Below are 17,047 nucleotides of genomic sequence, written 5' to 3' on the forward strand. Positions count from 1 at the left end.
CTAGATCAACGGCAATTGTTCGTCATCCGTACCGCTTTCGCAACCATGCTCTTGAACAGGCGAAACAAATCCTTCGGGTTTCAGCGCTAAAACCGAACAGGTTACATGTTCAAGCAAGGACTCGGCCGTGTTGCCAATCAGCAATCCAGCCGCGCCGCTGCGACAGACGGTTCCCATGACAATCAAGTCGACCTCGTGTTTTTCTCCGATGGATTCAATCACAGCGGAGGGGTTGCCGCGGATGAAATGGACCTCCACGCTCTTGGGTTGTCCGTGTTGCGCCTCGACCAACGTGTCCAGTGCATCGCGGAGTTTCCGCTCATAAGCCGACAACGCGGCATCGACTTCCGCATGACCCGAACGACGCCGCAGCGATCGTTCCATCCACAAATCCCATGCGCTGACGACATGCACATTTGCCGCATCGCGTTCCGCGATCGCGAACGCCAACTCCATGATTTGTTGATTGAGAGCCAAATGAACCGGTTCGTCTGTATCCAAATCAACCGCTGCAACGATTTGATCAAAGTCACCATGGACCTCCGGCTTCAGCACCCATACGGGACAGGGGCAGATCCGCAGTAGCGAACGAGACACGCTACCGAAAATCCGACCAGCCAACGATAAGCCATCGGCTGTCTTGATCACCAAGTCGTGTTCATCGTCAATCACTTTCTTGACGACTTGGCATGCGGGATCCCCCACCTTCACAACGACGTCGATGGCAATGCCTGTATCGATGTACTCACTGGCCCTTTCCATAAGCTGTTTCCGATGATCCTCGACGATCAAGCGTTGAAGCTCGGCGGGGTCGGCCCATTGAGTTACAAACCACGTCGCTCGCGATGGCGGTTTGATGACTTCCATGATCGTCAAGTCGGCATCATTCTCCATCGCCAACGTGATGGCACGACGGATCGCCGTTTCCTGTTGGTCCTGGTCCGCATAAACCAAAATGCTCTTGAACCGTTTCATGATTCGACCCCTTCGGGGGCAGCGTCGGCGTGGATGTCATGCTGGGCGGTTGTATGCGTGGCATCGGTGGTTAAGACGTTCCGAGCGATCCAAACGCTGCATGGCGCGTGCCGCAGAACGTACCGCGTGACACTGCCGAGCAACACGTGATTCAAGACGCCGTGCGGCGACTCTCCCACGACCATGATATCGGTCTGGTTGCGTTCCGCAAACTTGACAAGCCCCTCACCAATGTGATCACTTTCGACAAGGTGAGCGATCGTATGTGGCGCCACTTCGTGCAGTCGAACGGCGGCTCCGTTGAGCGCCTTGGTTGCCGCGTCCTTCACCAACGTGGGATCCACGACGATCTCGTTTAGAAACGCGGAAATGTACGACGCAATCGTGACCACATGGACGTCGGTCCGAATGCCCCATGTGGTTTCACAAAATTCCTCGACCGCCGCGCGAGACGGCACCGAATCCTGGAAGCCGACTGCGATTCGCAGCGGCCGATCGGCGTTTCGGATTCCGGTTGGCCGAACAACCAAAACGCTGCATTCCGCCCTCGTCGCCACCTCGTCACTGGTACTGCCCAATAGCATCCGACGAACCTCGGAGTGGCCTTGCGCGCCGACAACAATCAGGTCCACGTTGCGTTCCCTTGCCGCTTGAATGATTTGCGAGCTCGCGTGGCCTTCGACACAGACCGAGTCAAGCACGACGTCAGCGCCCTCAAACATCTCCGCAATGGACGCAAACGTCTTCTCTGCAAATTCCCGTTCTCGGTCCGCAAAGGCCGACATCAACCCATGAACCGGATAGCGACGATTGATCAGCGGCATTTGCAGCGCGGTCATCACGGTCAGATGCAATTTTTCGCTGTGGGGAACATGAGCCAGAAACCAAGCTGCTTCTTCCGCAAAGCTGGAACCATCCGTTGCTAACAAAACTCGTCTCATCGAATAGCCCTCGGACAAAGAGAATGGGATGCGTCCAAGTTGTGCTGCAATCGCAGTGCCATACTCCATTTGTCATCATTTTGGCATGCAATAGTAACTCGAAGCGCGACAGGACGCACTCGCTGAGCGATATCGCGCGCTTCGTCGTTTACCTTATCGTCCGTTCTGTTGGTAAGCTCGAAATAAGGCTAAAACAGCCGTGACCGGATCAGGGCCGCTTGCCTTCTGCTCCAGACCGCAACGAGACTCGCCCGAAACCGCGGCTCTCACCCGACGGGCATTCCCCCACCGGGCGGTCCATCGACTGAATCACACTAAATCGCGAAGTGAGACGCTTGCATTGACGAACCTATTTGATCCGTTGCCAACCTCTCTTGCCGAAGAACTCGTTACGGTTCTCGCATCGAACTCACAGGTGCGCGTCGAGCGGATCGTTTCCATGGGGCACGCCAGTCCACCAGGTTTCTGGTACGACCAAGAGGAACACGAATGGGTGGCCCTGTTGCAGGGCGAGGCCAAACTCATATTTGAAGACGGAACTGCGTTAACGATGAGACCGGGGGACCATCTGCTGATCGATGCTCATCAGAGGCATCGCGTCGAGTCAACCAGCAGCTCTCGACCGACGGTTTGGCTGGGCGTGTTCTTTCGAAACGAAGAATGAAACCGCCCGAGCCGTCTCTCGGTCTTGCGCAAGTACGGGATCGCACGACGGATTACCAACATCAACGGATTGCCAACGTCAACGCCGGATCACAATCCGTGTGCGAAACCGCCCACGTCTAACCCGGATGATTCACCCGTCCAAACGTATTCCCCGAAACCCTTTGCATGCAATCAGCTTACACCGATTGAGTCGCAAACAGACTGCGCACGTTGGAGTCGTAGGCTTTAGCCGATTCAGCAAGGATCCAGCACGCAATCGGCTAAAGCCTACCACTCCAACGAATCATCCAGGCGAGCGCTAGGAATCGGAATCGGATGCTTCGTCATCATCGGGTGCGATCTCGAGTTCCGAATCGGACACGACGACGTTTCCATCGACGGTCACCACATCCGCACCCTCCTCCTCATCGGATTCTTCTTCTGGCGGGACGCGAACCGCAGCAACTAGACTGTCCCCTTCATCCACGTTCATGATTCGGACGCCTTGCGTGTTTCGACCGATCACGTTGATGTCGGCCGCCTTGATCCGCTGCAGCTTGCCGTTGGCGGTCATCATAAACAGCTCATCTTCATCCGTGACACGAGCGATTCCGATCACTTTGCCGTTCCGCTTGCTTGTGCGAATATCGCGAACGCCCTTGCCACCCCGTTTTTGTGTGCGGTAGCGTGCACTGGAGGAGCTGTTCTCTTCTTCCGAGTCTGCTTCCGCAGCAACATCGTCTCCGGATTCTTCCAAGGCTTCGTCTCCGGTTTCGTCTCCGGCATCGCCATCCCCCGATTCCGCAGTGCCACCGGGTCCCGCATTGGGGCCAAAGAAGGTTCGCTTCCCATAGCCCTTTTCGCACACGGTCAGCAACGTTGCCTCGGGATCTGCGACGACCATCCCGACCACACAGTCGTCACCGACCAAACGAATCCCTTTGACGCCTGAGGTATTGCGGCCCATCGGTCGCGCATCGGATTCTCGGAACCGGATCGCCATACCGGATGCGGTGACCAAGACGACTTCGTCACCGGGCCCGATCACCGCCGCATCGACCAACTCGTCGCCTTCTCGCAACTTGATCGCGATGATGCCACCTTTCTTTGGCCGACTGTATTGTTCCAACCGCGTCTTTTTTACCAGCCCGCTGCGCGTTGCCATGACCACAAAGTAGCCTGCTTGGTCAAAATCACGGATCGCCAAACACTCAGCAATTTTTTCGTCTTCTTGCAAATTCAGCAAGTTCACGATCGCTCGCCCCTTGCTGTCACGCGCCAATTGAGGCAGATCGTAGACCTTTTGCCAACGGACTTTCCCCGTCGTGGTCAAGAACAGCAAATAGGCATGCGTGCTGGCGACAAACAGATGTTCGATAGGATCTTCGGTATCGGTCTTTGCCCCCTTCAATCCCTTGCCACCGCGACGCTGCGTGTTGTAAACGCTGGTGGGGGTCCGCTTGATGTAACCGCGATGGCTGATCGACACGACCATCGTTTCTTCGGTAATCAAGTCTTCCAAGTCGATGTTACCCAGCTCTTCCATGCTGATTTCGGTTCGTCGCTTATCGCCGAACCGACGTTTCATCTCTTCAAGGTCTTCCTTGATGATTCCGTTGATTCTTTCTTGACTCGAAAGGATGTCCAAGTAATCGGTGATCTCGGCAAGCAGGGCGGCATGCTCCGTTGACAGCTTTTCTTGCTCCAAGTTCACCAATTGGCCGAGCGTCATTCGCATGATCGCGTCGGTCTGGACGCTGGTTAAGGTGTAGTTTTCCGATTCACCCCGTTCCAGAACGAACTGAGAGAACCCGTCGTCCCCCAACGCTCGCTTGAGCATCGCCGCAGGACACTCGATCAGCATCAATCGCTGCTTGGCTTCGGGTTGCGTCTTGCTTTCACGGATCGTCTTGATGATCTTGTCGATATCCGCAAGCGCCAAAAGCAGACCTTCGACAGTATGTTTTCGGCGTCGGGCGCGGGCGAGCAAGAATTGGGTTCGGCGGCGAATGACGGTGATGCGATGCCGCAAGAACTCTTGCAAAATCTCCTTGATCGTCAGTTCACGAGGCTTGCCATCGACCAGTGCCAAGAAGATCAACGAGAACGTGTCTTGCAACGGCGAAAATTGGTACAACTGGTTCAGCACCACGTCGGGATCGGCATCGCGTTTCAGCTCGATCACCAACCGAACCGGCTCTTTCAAGTCGCTTTCATCGCGAATCCCCGAAATCCCCTTGATACGGTCGCCGTTGACCAATGCCGCAATCTTCTCGATCACTCGGTCACGGTACTGCTGATAGGGAATCTCCGAGACAACGATTCGCGATCGGTTGCCTTTCATTTCTTCGATTCGGCAACGGGCCCGCACGACGACCGTACTCCGACCGGTCTTGTAGCCGCGTCGGATGCCTGCACGGCCGCAAATGATCCCACCGGTGGGGAAGTCGGGACCAGGGATGATCTCACAAATCTCGTCAATCGTCGTTTCCGGATGATCGATCAGGCGAATCAACGCTTCGCAGACCTCTGTCGGATTGTGAGGCGGGATGCTGGTTGCCATCCCCACCGCAATCCCACCGCTGCCGTTGATCAACAGACTCGGGAACTTGCTCGGAAGCACGGTGGGTTCCGTCCGCACTTCGTCATAGGTCGGTATGTAATCGACCGTGTCGAGTTTCAGGTCCTCGAGCATGGCCGCTGCGACCGGACTCAAGCGAGCTTCGGTGTATCGCATCGCCGCCGGCGGCAGCCCCGCAACGGATCCAAAGTTCCCCTGCTTGTCGATCAGCAAGGATCGCATGTTCCATTCTTGAGCCATCCGAACAAGCGTCGGGTAGATCACGCTTTCACCGTGCGGATGATAGTTGCCCGAGGTGTCGCCCGAGATCTTGGCACACTTGACCCGTTTGCTGCCGGGGCCGAGGTTCAAGTCGTTCATCGCGACCAAAATTCGCCGCTGGCTCGGCTTCAAGCCGTCGCGCACGTCCGGCAACGCACGGCTGACGATGACACTCATCGCATAGGTCAGATAACTCTCGCGTAGCTCGTCCTCGATCGGCAAATCGATCATCCGAAACGCACCGGCTCCGCCCGCATTCCCGCCGTTACCCTCCTGGGGTGCCGTGCCCTCGGTTTCGCCGTTTTCGTTGTTATTGTCGTCGTCTGCCAACGTGGTGTCCTAGCGTGAGTGGTGGTGCGAGATGCACCCTTTTCCCTACGAATGAAGCGACCCAGTGTACCAATTTCGGCTTTGGCTCACAACGGCCCCACGCATTCAGGCCAATGGCGCAAAGTCTTTGTCAGACAACACTTACAGCCTTCACTTTAGGGGGCTTTGGGAGCACGCCAAGATCCGAGTCGCAGGCTTCCAGATCGGCGAGCTCGTTTCCGAAGCTTGGAAAGAGGGAATCGCCTGATCGGTTATTCCTTTGCGTTTTCCCCTTTGGCCGTGTGATGCCGAACGGGCCAGGACGAAAAGCGGCGGATGTACTGGTAATCGCTACTGCGATATTGATGAGTCAAACCCCACCTCAAGATCTCGGTGGGAGAGGCTTCGAGATCCGCGCTACGATTCAATCCAATTGCATGCGGTGCTCCTTGAATCGCACCCATGATTTCGAAGTTGATGCCATCGGCGGACCACTGGATCGTATTGCGTTCGGGACCGTCCGTGGTGATCAACGATGCAATGCCTCCCTTGTAGGGCCACACACAAACCTCATGTCCGCTGTTACTGATTGGGTTGTAGGGGGATTTGATATACGGACCTTTGGGATCCTCTGCGATCGCCACGCCGTGTCGAATCATGCGGCCGCCAAAATTGATCTCCTCGCCCATCTGCTCGCCCTTGTAGTACAGGTAGAACTTTCCCTGAAAAGGCAGGATGCAGGGATCGTGAACCTTATGGCTGTCAAAGTCGCCTTTCTTTTTCACCAGAAAACGATTTTGTTCCTCGCCTTCCCAGATCCCATTGTTCGCCGGACTGAGGATCGGTTCGGCACTCTTGGTCCACGGGCCATCCGGCGAATCGGCCCAGGCCAACCCCACTTGGTTCTTGACCCGAACGTTATACGGTGATTTGACGGTTTGGTAACACAGGTAATAGAGACCATCATGCTTCATGATTTCGCAGGTAAAAACACTGCGATCATCGTACGCTCCTTTTTGACCTCGGGGTACCGCCAAGCCCTCTTCCTTCCATGTCCAACCATCGGTCGAAGTGGCGTACCACAAATCACAACGATCCCAGGGGAAGACCTTTTCGTTTTCGACGTCTCCCCCGAACCCTTGGCTGGGCCCAACGGAGCGAGAGTACCAAACGTAGTATTTGCCATTTTCTTTAATCATGGCACTCGGGTCACGACGCACCACACCTTTTTCGAAAGCCAAGTCACCTTTCAAATCTTGTGTGTTGAATTGGATGTACCAATCGTTCGACAAGTTCTTCCATTGCAGGGCGCGTTTCGTCGCCGCGCTTAACATCTCGGGATTGGAGATTCCGAAGTAATCGATCTGCTCAGGCGTCGGAGCGTTCGGCTGTTGAGCGAAACTGGCGCAGGGAAAAAGCAGTAGCAGAAGTGCAATAGCAGTTTGTTTCATCAGAGTTGTCTCGCGAGTGTGTTTCAGCAGGAGTTACGAATTCATGGGGATTCGATGTTTGGCGATCTTTTCCCAATCGATTTCGACACCATGGCCGATTCGGTCTGAGGCATACGCGTAGCCGTCTTTGATCTGAAGTGGATGGATCAAAAACTCGTCGACCCGAAAAGCGTGGATTTCCAGTAAGGATGCGTTGGGGATCCCCGCCAAACAGCTGACGTGCATCTCTTGGATACCATGGGTCGTCAGATTACGGTTGTACGCTTCGGCGAGGTGCGCGACTTTCATCAACGCGGTGACGCCGCCAAGATTGGAAATGTCGGCATCGGGAAAGGAGATGCCCGCGTCAGCGATCATGGTTCGAAACTCGTAGATCGAATGCAGGTTCTCCCCGCTGGCGACCGGAATCGGGCCTTCGGATTCAATCCGTCGGTGACCTTCAATATCGTCAGGAATGGTCGGCTCTTCGATCCAGTACAAATCGTAAGGTTCGAACGCCCGCACGGCCCGCAGCGCCTTTTCGACCGACCACTTCATGTTGACATCGACCATCAACTTCTTGTCGGGCCCCAAAAATTCACGCACCGCAGCGATTCGCTCACATTCCTCGGCGATCGAATCGCGTCCGATTTTGATTTTGATCGCCCGCAGCCCCGCGTCGAGGAAGCCTTGGGTTTGCTGAAGCAGCTGTTCGATCGTCATGTCGAAGTCGATGCCCCCACCGTAGGCTTCGACTTTGTTGTTGTGACCGCCAAGCAAACGCCAAAGGGGTTCACCTGCCACGCGAGCCTTGAGGTCCCACAGCGCCGTGTCGATTGCCGAGATCCCAAACACCGCGATTCCACTGCGCCCCACATAATGCAACGCCCACCACATCTTCTGCCACAAATGCTCGATCCGCCGCGGGTCCTCGCCGATCAGCAGTGGCGCCAGGTTGTCCTTGACGAGCGTTGCGATGGAAGTCCCGCCCACTTGTCCGACGCTGTACGTGTACCCCATTCCGCTGGCGCCGTCGTCGGTGGTTAGCTTGACAACGATCAACGAAAACTCACGTTGGACGCCATGTATCGCATCTTCCACCGGTTTGGCAAGTGGAACGTGATAAAGTTCGGTGTCGACTTTAACAATCTTCATTTTGACTCTTTGTTGTGAAACATGTCCTTAGCTGAAGTTGACGTAGAACGTCTTCTTCTCGAGATAGTTGTCCATTCCGTAGCGACCGTCTTCGCCCCCCGTTCCACTCAGTTTGTGACCGTTGTGGAAACCTTGCCGCTGTTCGCCCATCGGTCGATTCACGTAAACCTCTCCGAATTCCAACTCCAACACCGCACGTTGAATTCGGCGTGAATCATAGGTAAACAGAAAAGCGGCGAGACCATACGGGGAATCGTTTGCTAGCTGCAACGCTTCCTCAAAGCTGTGGATGCGCATGATCGGGCTGACCACACCGAAAACCTCCTCGCGCATCACGTCCATGGCATTGGTGCATTCGGTGAGAATCGTCGGCTCGTACCAATGGCCTCTGTCAAACAGCTTTCCACTTGGCCGCTTGCCACCGAGGACCAACTTCGCACCTTGGTCGATCGCCAATTGAACCGTCTTTTCAAGCTGATCGGTTTCGTAAGCGTTCACCTTCGGCCCGATGTCGGTCGCCGAGTCCATCGGGTCCCCCATCTTGAGCTTGGAAACCGCATCGATGTACTTCGTCAAGAACTCATCATAGACGGCATCATGAATGTAGAATCGCTCGGGGCACGTGCAAACTTGACCGCTATTGAGATGTCGCGAAACCACAGCGGCCTCGACGGCTTTTTCAACATCCCCATCCTCGAGCAAGATGAACGGCGCCTTTCCACCGAGTTCCAATCGAACGGCCGTCAAATTCTCAGCTGCCTTACGAAAGATCTCTTGGCCCGTCGCCGTTGAGCCGGTCATCGTCACCAGCCGTGTGATCTTGTTGGTCACCAATTCTTCGCCCATGGTGTATCCGCCCCCGGTTACGAGGTTCAACACACCGGCAGGGATGCCTGCCTCGGCCGCCAATTCGCCAAGTGCCAGAACCGCAACCGGGGTCACCGATGGCGGTTTGACTACCATCACGTTTCCCGTCGTCAACGCAGGACCCACTTTTCGACAAGTCAGCGCCAACGGAAAGTTCCAAGCTGCAATCCCCACGCACACGCCATAAGGCACCTTGTGAATCATGATGTGCTCGCTGGGAAGGTCCGACGGCAAGATGTCGCCCTCGAGTCGCCGAGCCGCTTGCGCGGGGAAATTGATGAAGTCGGCCGACACATCGACTTCGCCTAATGCCAAGGCGTATGTTTTGCCCATTTCTTGGACCAGAATGGTCGCCAATCGTTCGCGATTCTGTCGAATCAGGTCAGCGAACTTCGCCAAAATGGCCCCTCGCTCCACCGCTGGCATCGCCGCCCAAGACGCTTGAGCCGATTGAGCGGATCGGAGTGCCAGTTGGGCGTCCTCGGCGCTGCCGCACGGCACGGTGAACAACACCTCTTCGGTGGTGGGACTGGCGACGTCGATCGTCTTCCCCGAAGCCGCGTCGCACCATTGGCCGCCAATCCACATTCGGTAGTGGTCACAATTGGCAGCCGTATCTCGAGTCATCATGGTTTTGCAAGTTGTCATGTCTATCGTCCCATCCATCCGCCATCGACCAACAATGTGGTTCCATGGACATACTGAGCAGCGTCGGAAGCCAGGAACACAACCGGTCCCTTAAAGTCATCCGGCTGTCCCCATCGGCCAGCCGGAATGCGAGCCAGGATCTGTTCACTGCGAACCGCATCGTTGCGAAGCGCTTCGGTGTTATCCGTGGCAATGTATCCCGGCGCGATCGCATTGACGTTCACGCCTTTGCCAGCCCATTCGTTGGCCAGCGCCATGGTCAATTGACCGATCCCCCCCTTGCTGGCTGCGTATCCGGGAACCGTAATGCCTCCTTGGAACGTCAACAACGACGCCGTGAAGATCACCTTGCCCGAGCCACGATCGATCATGTCTTTGCCAAATTCGCGGGATAAGATGAATTGGGCGTTGAGGTTCACCTCGATCACCTTGTCCCAATACTCATCAGGATGTTCGGCCGCCGGCTGGCGAAGAATCGTCCCTGCGTTGTTGACCAGGATATCGATCCGCGGATTATCCGCTTTGGCCGTCTCAACAAACGCATAGACCGCCTTGCGATCCGAAAAATCGCATTGGTAAGCACGGAACGATCGCCCCGCTGCAGTGACTTGTTTCTCAACCTCGCTGCCGTGTTCTTCGAGCGAGGCGGAAACGCCAAGAATGTCCGCGCCGGCTTCGGCTAAGCCGATGGCCATCGCTTTGCCAATGCCTCGCTTGCATCCCGTGACAAGAGCGACCTTGCCGGAAAGATCAAATTGCTTCAACGTGTTCATGGTTTGAACGTATTCTTGTAGGGGTGAACGTATTCTTGTAGGGGTGAAGGTATTCTTGTAGGGGTGAAGGTATTCTTGTAGGGGTGAAGGTAGGAGTGATTATTGCAATGCGATCAAGTACTTGATCCCATCCGGATTCGCATCAATCGTTTCGAAAGTTTGTTGAACCTCCTCGATCGGACTGACTTGAGTGATCAGCTTGTCGAGATGCAACTTACCGCTCGCAGCCAACTGGATCGCTTCCTCGAAGTCTTGTTCCTCGTAGAGCCGAGCGCCAATCATCTTGATTTCGGACCAAAAGAACTTGAACAGATTGACTGGTTTGGGCTGCGGATGGATGGCAACCATCACGATGCGTCCACGAACATTTGGCAGTTCCGTCATGACTTCCACCCCCGGTGCGGAACCGGAAACCTCAAAGACGCAATCTGCCATAGCGCCATCGGTGAGCGAACTGACCGCTTCCGGCAAACTGACGTCAAGCGGATTGATGGCTTTGATGCCAAGCGATTCGGCAAGCGCAATCCGCGACGAATTGACCTCCGACAAAATCACGGTTGCCCCTTTGTCAATCGCGACCAATGCGATCAGCAACCCGATCGGCCCGCCACCGATGACGACACACGTTTCGCCCGATTGAACCTCTCCCAATCGCACGTCATGACAGGCCACGGCAGCCGGTTCGATCATGGCGCCGTGCTGAAGCGAGAGTGACTCGGGAAGTGGATGCAACGTGTAAGCGGGCACCGTCCAGGAAGATTGCATCCCGCCGGGCATGTCGATCCCGATGAACTTCAGATTCTTGCCCACATGGGAAAATCCACGATCAAACGTGGTCGGATCGCCAAAAAATAGTGGCCGAACCGCAACGCGGTCTCCGACCGAGACATTCGTCACTCCGTCGCCGAGTTCCGCTACCGTAGCGGAAACTTCATGGCCAATGATTTGAGGCTTTTGGACGCGAGCATCCATCGCACCGTGGAAGATGTGGATGTCCGTGCCACAGATGCCGCAGTAGGCGACTTCGAGCCGCACTTGGCCAGCTGCGGGCGGGAGCGATTGACTCTCGCCGATCGCAACGCGTCGATTTCCTTGATATTGAGCGGATTTCATTTTCGCATTCCTACGGTTCTTGTCGTCTTACAAGACGTGCTTAGGGGGTGGGGTGGATTGGGGAGCGTCGAAGCGATAGACGGTGGTCTCGTTGTACGGTTCACCGGGCTGGAGCAGACTTCGCGGTGCACCGTCGATGTTCGGGCCGTTGGGGTACTTGGATGTTTCCACACAGAAACCTCGGAAAGGACCGAACCGCGTACCCTCTTCGCGCCGTAATTCATCCGAGGTGTATCGGCCCGTGTAAAAAAGCCCACCGGGTTCCGTGGTCAGGACCTTGAGCGTTCGTCCCGAATTCGGCTCGCTGATGATGGCAACCTGTCGGAGTTCACCCGCGGGATTGTCGAAGCAGTAGTAGTGCTCAAAACCCATCGGCAATTCTGCGAAAGCCTCGCCAATCCGTTTTGGTTTCGTGAAGTCGGCTGCCGTTTCGTGAACTTTGGCTTCGCCTCCCACGGGAACATTCGTGTCGTCTGGAATCAAATAGCGATCGCTGTCAAGTTGGACGACGTGGTCAAGAACGGTGTCCCTAAAACCGTTCAGATTGAAATAAGTATGATTGGTTAACGACAGCGGCGTGGCTTGGCTGGTTTCGGCTTGGTAGTTGATGCGAAGCTCATTGTCGTTGGTCAGTTGATACTCGACCTTGACCTTAACCGTTCCCGGATAGGATTCATCACCATCGGGACTGTCGAGCGATAACACAACCGCGACGGCATCGGCAAGCTGCCACGTCCGCACGATGTCCCAAACCTGCTTATCGAACCCTCGGATGCCGCCATGCAGATGGTTGGGGCCGTCGTTGGTTGCGAGTTGATAATCGGCACCCTCGATGCGGAACGCTCCATCCTTAATGCGTCCGGCGTAGCGTCCCACCAAACAACCGAAGTACGGAGAATTCGCTTTGTACGCATCGGTCATGTAGCCGTCGAGCGTATCAAAGCCACAGCTGATATCGCATAACTGGCCTTCCTTGTCGGGCGTGACAATCGATGTCACGGTGCCCCCATACGTGGCGATCTTGACCGTCACGCCGTGATCATTCTGCAAGGTGAACTGATCGACGGTTTTACCTTCGAAACGACCGAAACTTTCTTTGCTGATCTTCATGAGAGGGAATCCAGGGATTGAAGAGAAACGGTCTCAGGCTGCTGAGAAATCTCGGAGGATTCGGCCCCCAGTTTATTCCCAAACGCGATGATCAAGATGCCGATCACCATACAGCCAAGCCCCGTGTAGAGCAGGTTCTTTGCCTTCGAAGAGGCATTTTTCCATTCTCCCACGACCAAGCCGCTGACGATGGCCGTGACCACGCAGGCCGTGTTGAAAATGGCATAGCCCACGGTGTTGCCAACCGCACCGAGTTTGAAGGCGGCATAGGCAAAGACGGCGGACGCGGCGTAATGAAAGAACGCCATCATGAAAATCAGTACGAAATTGCGTCCAAAGCTGGATGTCTTGAACGAGCCCCATGCCTTCTTTTGAGTCAACTGCCAGGCAAAATAGCCAGCCATGATCAGACCGCCACTGAGAAAGATGGGGAACATCACCGCCAACGCCGTGACCCACTCCGGATTGCCTTGCGCCATGCTGGCCTCATGAAGCGGAGGACGGCCGACCGCGTTGGCGAAACTAAATCCCGTTGCCAACAAACCGCCTACGACGGCAATCGTCAGTCCTGCACCCATCGACTTTTTGGTTTCGTGATCGCCATCAGCCACGTTTGCCTGGTCCGCATTTGCGGCCCGATCGTCTTTCTCTCGAGCCATCCCCGCTTTGCCGTTCGCCACGATTCCCACCAATACGAATGCCAGGCCAATCAGGATCGTGGCAAACACCTTCGCCGCAGGAAGCCCTTCGACGAAAAAGGGCATCAATGACCCGACTAAGATCACCGTTCCGATGAACACCGAAAACCCAAGCGACATACCGATATGATGGATGGCTTTGCCCCACATCATCACACCGATGCCCCATAAAACACTGGTCACGACCATTTGAGGGAGGATCGCTCGGACCTCTGCCGAACCGTAGATCGCACCCACGCCTTTCATCATCAACAGGGTGACGATGGTGGGAACCACAAACATCGTCAGCATGAAGAACAGCCCCCAGGTGTTTTCTTCTTTGAAGTTCTTCGTGAACTTACCGGGCAGGGCATACAACCCGAGCATCAGCCCTGCGAACAACGCCCATACAATTCCTTCAACCATGTTTTTGCCTGTGTGATTATTTGATATTGGCAACCAATGCAGCCGAAGCGGCTGCAATTTGTCTTGACTGAATCGCGGCAAAGATCGTTGCATGCTCGGCATGCGCTTGGTCGTAACCGCCCAGTCGCGTGTAGGTCAGCAGCATCCGCGAGCAGAGCTGGCGCCATGCAGGCACAAGATCTTCGCCACCGCAGCCGACCATGATCGACTCGTGAAATGCCATGTCACTTCGCGCCACCGCGGCTACGTCACCTGCGTCGCAAGCGTCTTTTAGATTCGCCAGTTTTGACTCAATGATCTTGATCGACTCGTCACTGATCTTCGCCAGTCCCTTTTTGAGGACGTGCGTTTCCATCTGCTTCCTGACCGACGTGATGAACTCACGATCATCTGGATCGGGGGGGTGGCGAACGGTGACCCCGCGGTTCGCCTGGTATGCCAAAAACCCTTCCTGCGAGAGTTGCAAAAAGGCATCGCGAATGGGACCCCGGCTGACGCCAAACCGAGAGGCCAATTCGGTTTCCCTCAGCGTCGAACCGGGTGCAAACCGGCCAGCAACCAATTCGTCTCGAATATGCCCCGTAATCCGCTCGCGGATGGTTTTAGGTGCTGAAGACACTTTTGCTCCGATCAGGAATGGCAGCCACTGGATTGTTAACAATTTAGCGATGACATGCCTGGTGTCAAGCGGATACTCCGCGCGGGGGCAATAAAGCTGTGGCAAGCAAGCAGTGGTCACACCCGGCATCAAACAGCGTGTTCGCGTCATCCGCAGAGCGGATTCCTCCGCCGGCGGTGATGGACCAATCGGGTACGAGGGCACCGACGCGGCGACAGGTGTCCACAACGACCGGGCCTGAGCGAGTGCCGACCGCCGACGTATCGAGCACGACCGCGCGGCGGATCCCTAGCCGATTCGCGTGATCGAGCCACCCCGTTTCGCTCGAGACGCCCGCGAGAAAATGGCCCGCGTGGTAGTCGAGACCGAGGATCACCTTGGCCGCACCGATTTCTCGGACGAATTGATCGAGGTTGGCCAAGCCCGTCGCACATTCCGTCGCAACGATCAGCGAAACCAATGGATGCTGCTCCGAGAGAGCAATCAAAGCCTCGTATTGCCGCTGGCCGTCGTGGGTCCCTACCCCCGCATCCAGCATGACGCGCGCGTTCGCATCCATGGTCAAGAGCAGTTCGTGCAAAACCTCAAGCTGAATGTCGCCACCCACGATGGCATCAAGATCCGCGATGTAAAAAGCTCCGACGCCAACCTTTCGATAGTGATCCGCCAAGGCGATCGGGTCGCCTGGCGATGACCCGCAAAGCCAGACGGGTTGGTACCGCAATCGATTGCCGGCGATCGCGTGGACCGCTACGGATGCCTTCAGATCAATCACCGCGATCAATCGCGAAGCGATCCCTTGAAAAGAACTTCGCTGGCCCCACAGATTGGACTCTTGCATTTGGCGTTCTCTTCCAACTTAGGAGCGTTCGAAGAAGAGGCTTGGGCATCAAACCCCTGTTTTGCAGCGGGAAGCCACTAGTCTCCGATCGAGAACAGCGATTCCACTTTCACGATCGCATAGTCATCGGGGAATGTATGAATCGCTTGGATCAAAACGCTTTTGCGACGTGTTTCGACGTTCACGTAACTGATTGCGCCGAGCGCCATCCGGCCGCTCGCATCAAAGCGGTGCAGCAAGCCTTCGGTTTGTCCGTCGCCAAGTTGCTGCTGGACCATCCAAAACATATCCGGCGCAACGGGCTCGAGTTGGAAATGGGTTTTGTACTGGACGCCGCCACGGCACTCGACCCGCTCGGTCCGACTTCCCTTCAAGGGACGCGACAGCAAGCACCGTCGTTTCGGCAAGGGTTGATGGGCACTGGTCGCCACCTCGCAAACCAGCATCCCGCCACCGTTGAAAGCGACGACATGGCCGCAATTGGTGATGTCGATTTGCAGTTCGTATTCACTTCGTTCGATCTTCCGGCGCTGATGCAGCGTGTACAGTTCCGGATGGAGCGAGCGGCTAAAAACATGAAACGCCAATTCGGCGACTTTGGGGCGAACCGAAAGCACGGTATAGTTCCGTCAATAAAAAAGGCACGAATGGAAAATAAACTTTTGGCGTCAAGACCAATTGTGATCCGGCGCGCCCCACTCTTCAAGAAAAAGAAAAGCTTCGAAAAGAACGGGGTGCCGGAAAACGAATTTTGCAGGAAAAGAATCGAGTTCTTGCCCTGCTGAACCCAATGCCACGAACGTCTGTCGATACGTGTGAATCGCATTTCGCCGTTATTCCACTCGCCCAGCCATGCCGTAACGTCCGTATTATAGCGAGTTGACCGTTTGTGGCTAAAGAGCGTTTACGCGGATGACCAAAAAGAATAATCTTTTTGTTTCCGTCACCTTTGTTTTTCAGAAAACCCATTGACACGCTGTACGCCGAGAGATACCCCCGCATGGTCATTGTCGTCGATAACTACGATTCGTTCACTTACAACTTGGTCCAGCGACTTGGCGAGATTGACGCAAGTGTCGATGTGCGTGTCTTTCGAAACGACGAATTGTCGGTCGATGCGTTGGAAGCACTCGATCCCAGTCGCGTGCTGATCTCGCCAGGCCCTTGTACACCCACCGAAGCGGGTGTCAGTGTCGAGTGTGTCAAGCGATTTGCTGGTCGCGTGCCGCTGTTGGGGGTCTGCCTAGGGCATCAATCGATTGGCCAGGCACTGGGCGGAAAAATCATTCGAGCACCCGAGTTGATGCACGGAAAAACGGACGCGATCGTTCACGACAATCAGGGGCTGTTCGAGGATCTTCCGAATCCGTTCGTGGCGACGCGTTACCACAGTCTAGTGATTGAACCGGAGAGCTTGCCAGCAGAGTTGATGGTCAGCGCATGGACCGACACCGGCGGGACGCGGCAAATCATGGGCGTTCGCCACCGCGAGTTCCCGTTGGAAGGTTGGCAGTTCCATCCAGAAAGTTTTCTTACGGAACCAGGCATCGAATTGTTGACTCGGTTCTTGAATTGGTGAGTGCCGAGTGCTATTGGTTCGTTGGAAAATTTCGTGGCTTGGAGTCGCGGACTCCGTTAGCCGTTGGACCGCAGACGCGTCGTAGATCGGCGACCCG

The 17,047-nt window shown here is 55.6% G+C and carries 15 protein-coding genes; 2 read left to right on the forward strand and 13 right to left on the reverse strand.

The annotated features are described in order from the left end of the window. Together Poly41_RS13600 and Poly41_RS13605 are read right to left on the reverse strand one after the other, a co-directional pair. Nucleotides 1-975, reverse strand: a complete 975-nt coding sequence (locus tag Poly41_RS13600; RefSeq protein WP_146526724.1) for a universal stress protein — start codon at nucleotides 973-975, stop codon at nucleotides 1-3. Then, a complete protein-coding gene (locus Poly41_RS13605) occupies nucleotides 972-1,916 on the reverse strand; it encodes a universal stress protein (protein ID WP_146526725.1) in 945 nt (314 codons plus the stop codon). The genes Poly41_RS13600 and Poly41_RS13605 overlap by 4 nt, the downstream gene beginning before the upstream one ends. Nucleotides 1,917-2,256: 340 nt before the next feature. On the opposite strand from Poly41_RS13605, the gene Poly41_RS13610 reads away from it, so the two are divergent. Further along, nucleotides 2,257-2,580: a cupin domain-containing protein gene (locus Poly41_RS13610; RefSeq protein WP_146526726.1), complete on the forward strand. Its 324-nt coding sequence runs from the start codon at nucleotides 2,257-2,259 to the stop codon at nucleotides 2,578-2,580. Nucleotides 2,581-2,880: 300 nt separating this feature from the next. Here Poly41_RS13610 and gyrA read toward each other — a convergent pair whose 3' ends face one another. From gyrA to Poly41_RS13665, 11 genes are all read right to left on the reverse strand, one after another. Next, on the reverse strand, nucleotides 2,881-5,634 hold the full coding sequence (gene gyrA, locus Poly41_RS13615) for a DNA gyrase subunit A (RefSeq protein WP_231615665.1): 2,754 nt from the start codon (nucleotides 5,632-5,634) through the stop codon (nucleotides 2,881-2,883). Nucleotides 5,635-5,984: 350 nt separating this feature from the next. Continuing rightward, nucleotides 5,985-7,163 carry a glycoside hydrolase family 117 protein gene (locus tag Poly41_RS13620; protein WP_146526727.1) on the reverse strand — a complete coding sequence of 393 codons (1,179 nt, stop codon included), beginning with the start codon at nucleotides 7,161-7,163 and terminating at the stop codon, nucleotides 5,985-5,987. A 33-nt stretch (nucleotides 7,164-7,196) separates the two neighbouring features. Next, complete coding sequence (locus Poly41_RS13625) at nucleotides 7,197-8,297, reverse strand: mandelate racemase/muconate lactonizing enzyme family protein (RefSeq protein ID WP_146526728.1); 1,101 nt, start codon at nucleotides 8,295-8,297, stop codon at nucleotides 7,197-7,199. Nucleotides 8,298-8,324: 27 nt separating this feature from the next. Continuing rightward, a complete protein-coding gene (aldA, locus tag Poly41_RS13630; protein WP_231615644.1) occupies nucleotides 8,325-9,812 on the reverse strand; it encodes an aldehyde dehydrogenase in 1,488 nt (495 codons plus the stop codon). A 2-nt stretch (nucleotides 9,813-9,814) separates the two neighbouring features. Continuing rightward, complete coding sequence (locus tag Poly41_RS13635) at nucleotides 9,815-10,585, reverse strand: SDR family NAD(P)-dependent oxidoreductase (RefSeq protein WP_146526729.1); 771 nt, start codon at nucleotides 10,583-10,585, stop codon at nucleotides 9,815-9,817. 99 nt (nucleotides 10,586-10,684) lie between these two features. After that, nucleotides 10,685-11,698, reverse strand: a complete 1,014-nt coding sequence (locus tag Poly41_RS13640; protein WP_146526730.1) for a zinc-dependent alcohol dehydrogenase — start codon at nucleotides 11,696-11,698, stop codon at nucleotides 10,685-10,687. 27 nt (nucleotides 11,699-11,725) lie between these two features. Continuing rightward, complete coding sequence (locus tag Poly41_RS13645) at nucleotides 11,726-12,808, reverse strand: aldose epimerase family protein (RefSeq protein WP_146526731.1); 1,083 nt, start codon at nucleotides 12,806-12,808, stop codon at nucleotides 11,726-11,728. Then, a complete protein-coding gene (locus Poly41_RS13650; RefSeq protein ID WP_146526732.1) occupies nucleotides 12,805-13,911 on the reverse strand; it encodes an L-rhamnose/proton symporter RhaT in 1,107 nt (368 codons plus the stop codon). The genes Poly41_RS13645 and Poly41_RS13650 overlap by 4 nt, the downstream gene beginning before the upstream one ends. A gap of 16 nt (nucleotides 13,912-13,927) precedes the next feature. Beyond that, the gene (locus Poly41_RS13655; protein WP_146526733.1) at nucleotides 13,928-14,530 is read right to left on the reverse strand and encodes a GntR family transcriptional regulator; all 603 of its coding nucleotides are present in this window, start codon (nucleotides 14,528-14,530) and stop codon (nucleotides 13,928-13,930) included. A gap of 64 nt (nucleotides 14,531-14,594) precedes the next feature. Next, nucleotides 14,595-15,371 carry a HisA/HisF-related TIM barrel protein gene (locus Poly41_RS13660; RefSeq protein ID WP_146526734.1) on the reverse strand — a complete coding sequence of 259 codons (777 nt, stop codon included), beginning with the start codon at nucleotides 15,369-15,371 and terminating at the stop codon, nucleotides 14,595-14,597. Between the two features lie 77 nt (nucleotides 15,372-15,448). Then, nucleotides 15,449-15,988, reverse strand: coding sequence for a DUF2617 family protein (locus Poly41_RS13665; protein WP_146526735.1), 540 nt, complete (start codon nucleotides 15,986-15,988; stop codon nucleotides 15,449-15,451). A 383-nt stretch (nucleotides 15,989-16,371) separates the two neighbouring features. Between Poly41_RS13665 and Poly41_RS13670 the strand changes: the two genes are divergently transcribed. Next, the gene (locus Poly41_RS13670) at nucleotides 16,372-16,950 is read left to right on the forward strand and encodes an anthranilate synthase component II (RefSeq protein WP_146526736.1); all 579 of its coding nucleotides are present in this window, start codon (nucleotides 16,372-16,374) and stop codon (nucleotides 16,948-16,950) included. The last annotated feature ends 97 nt before the right edge of the window (nucleotides 16,951-17,047 follow it).

It is taken from the genome of Novipirellula artificiosorum (assembly GCF_007860135.1).
Lineage (GTDB): Bacteria > Planctomycetota > Planctomycetia > Pirellulales > Pirellulaceae > Novipirellula_A > Novipirellula_A artificiosorum.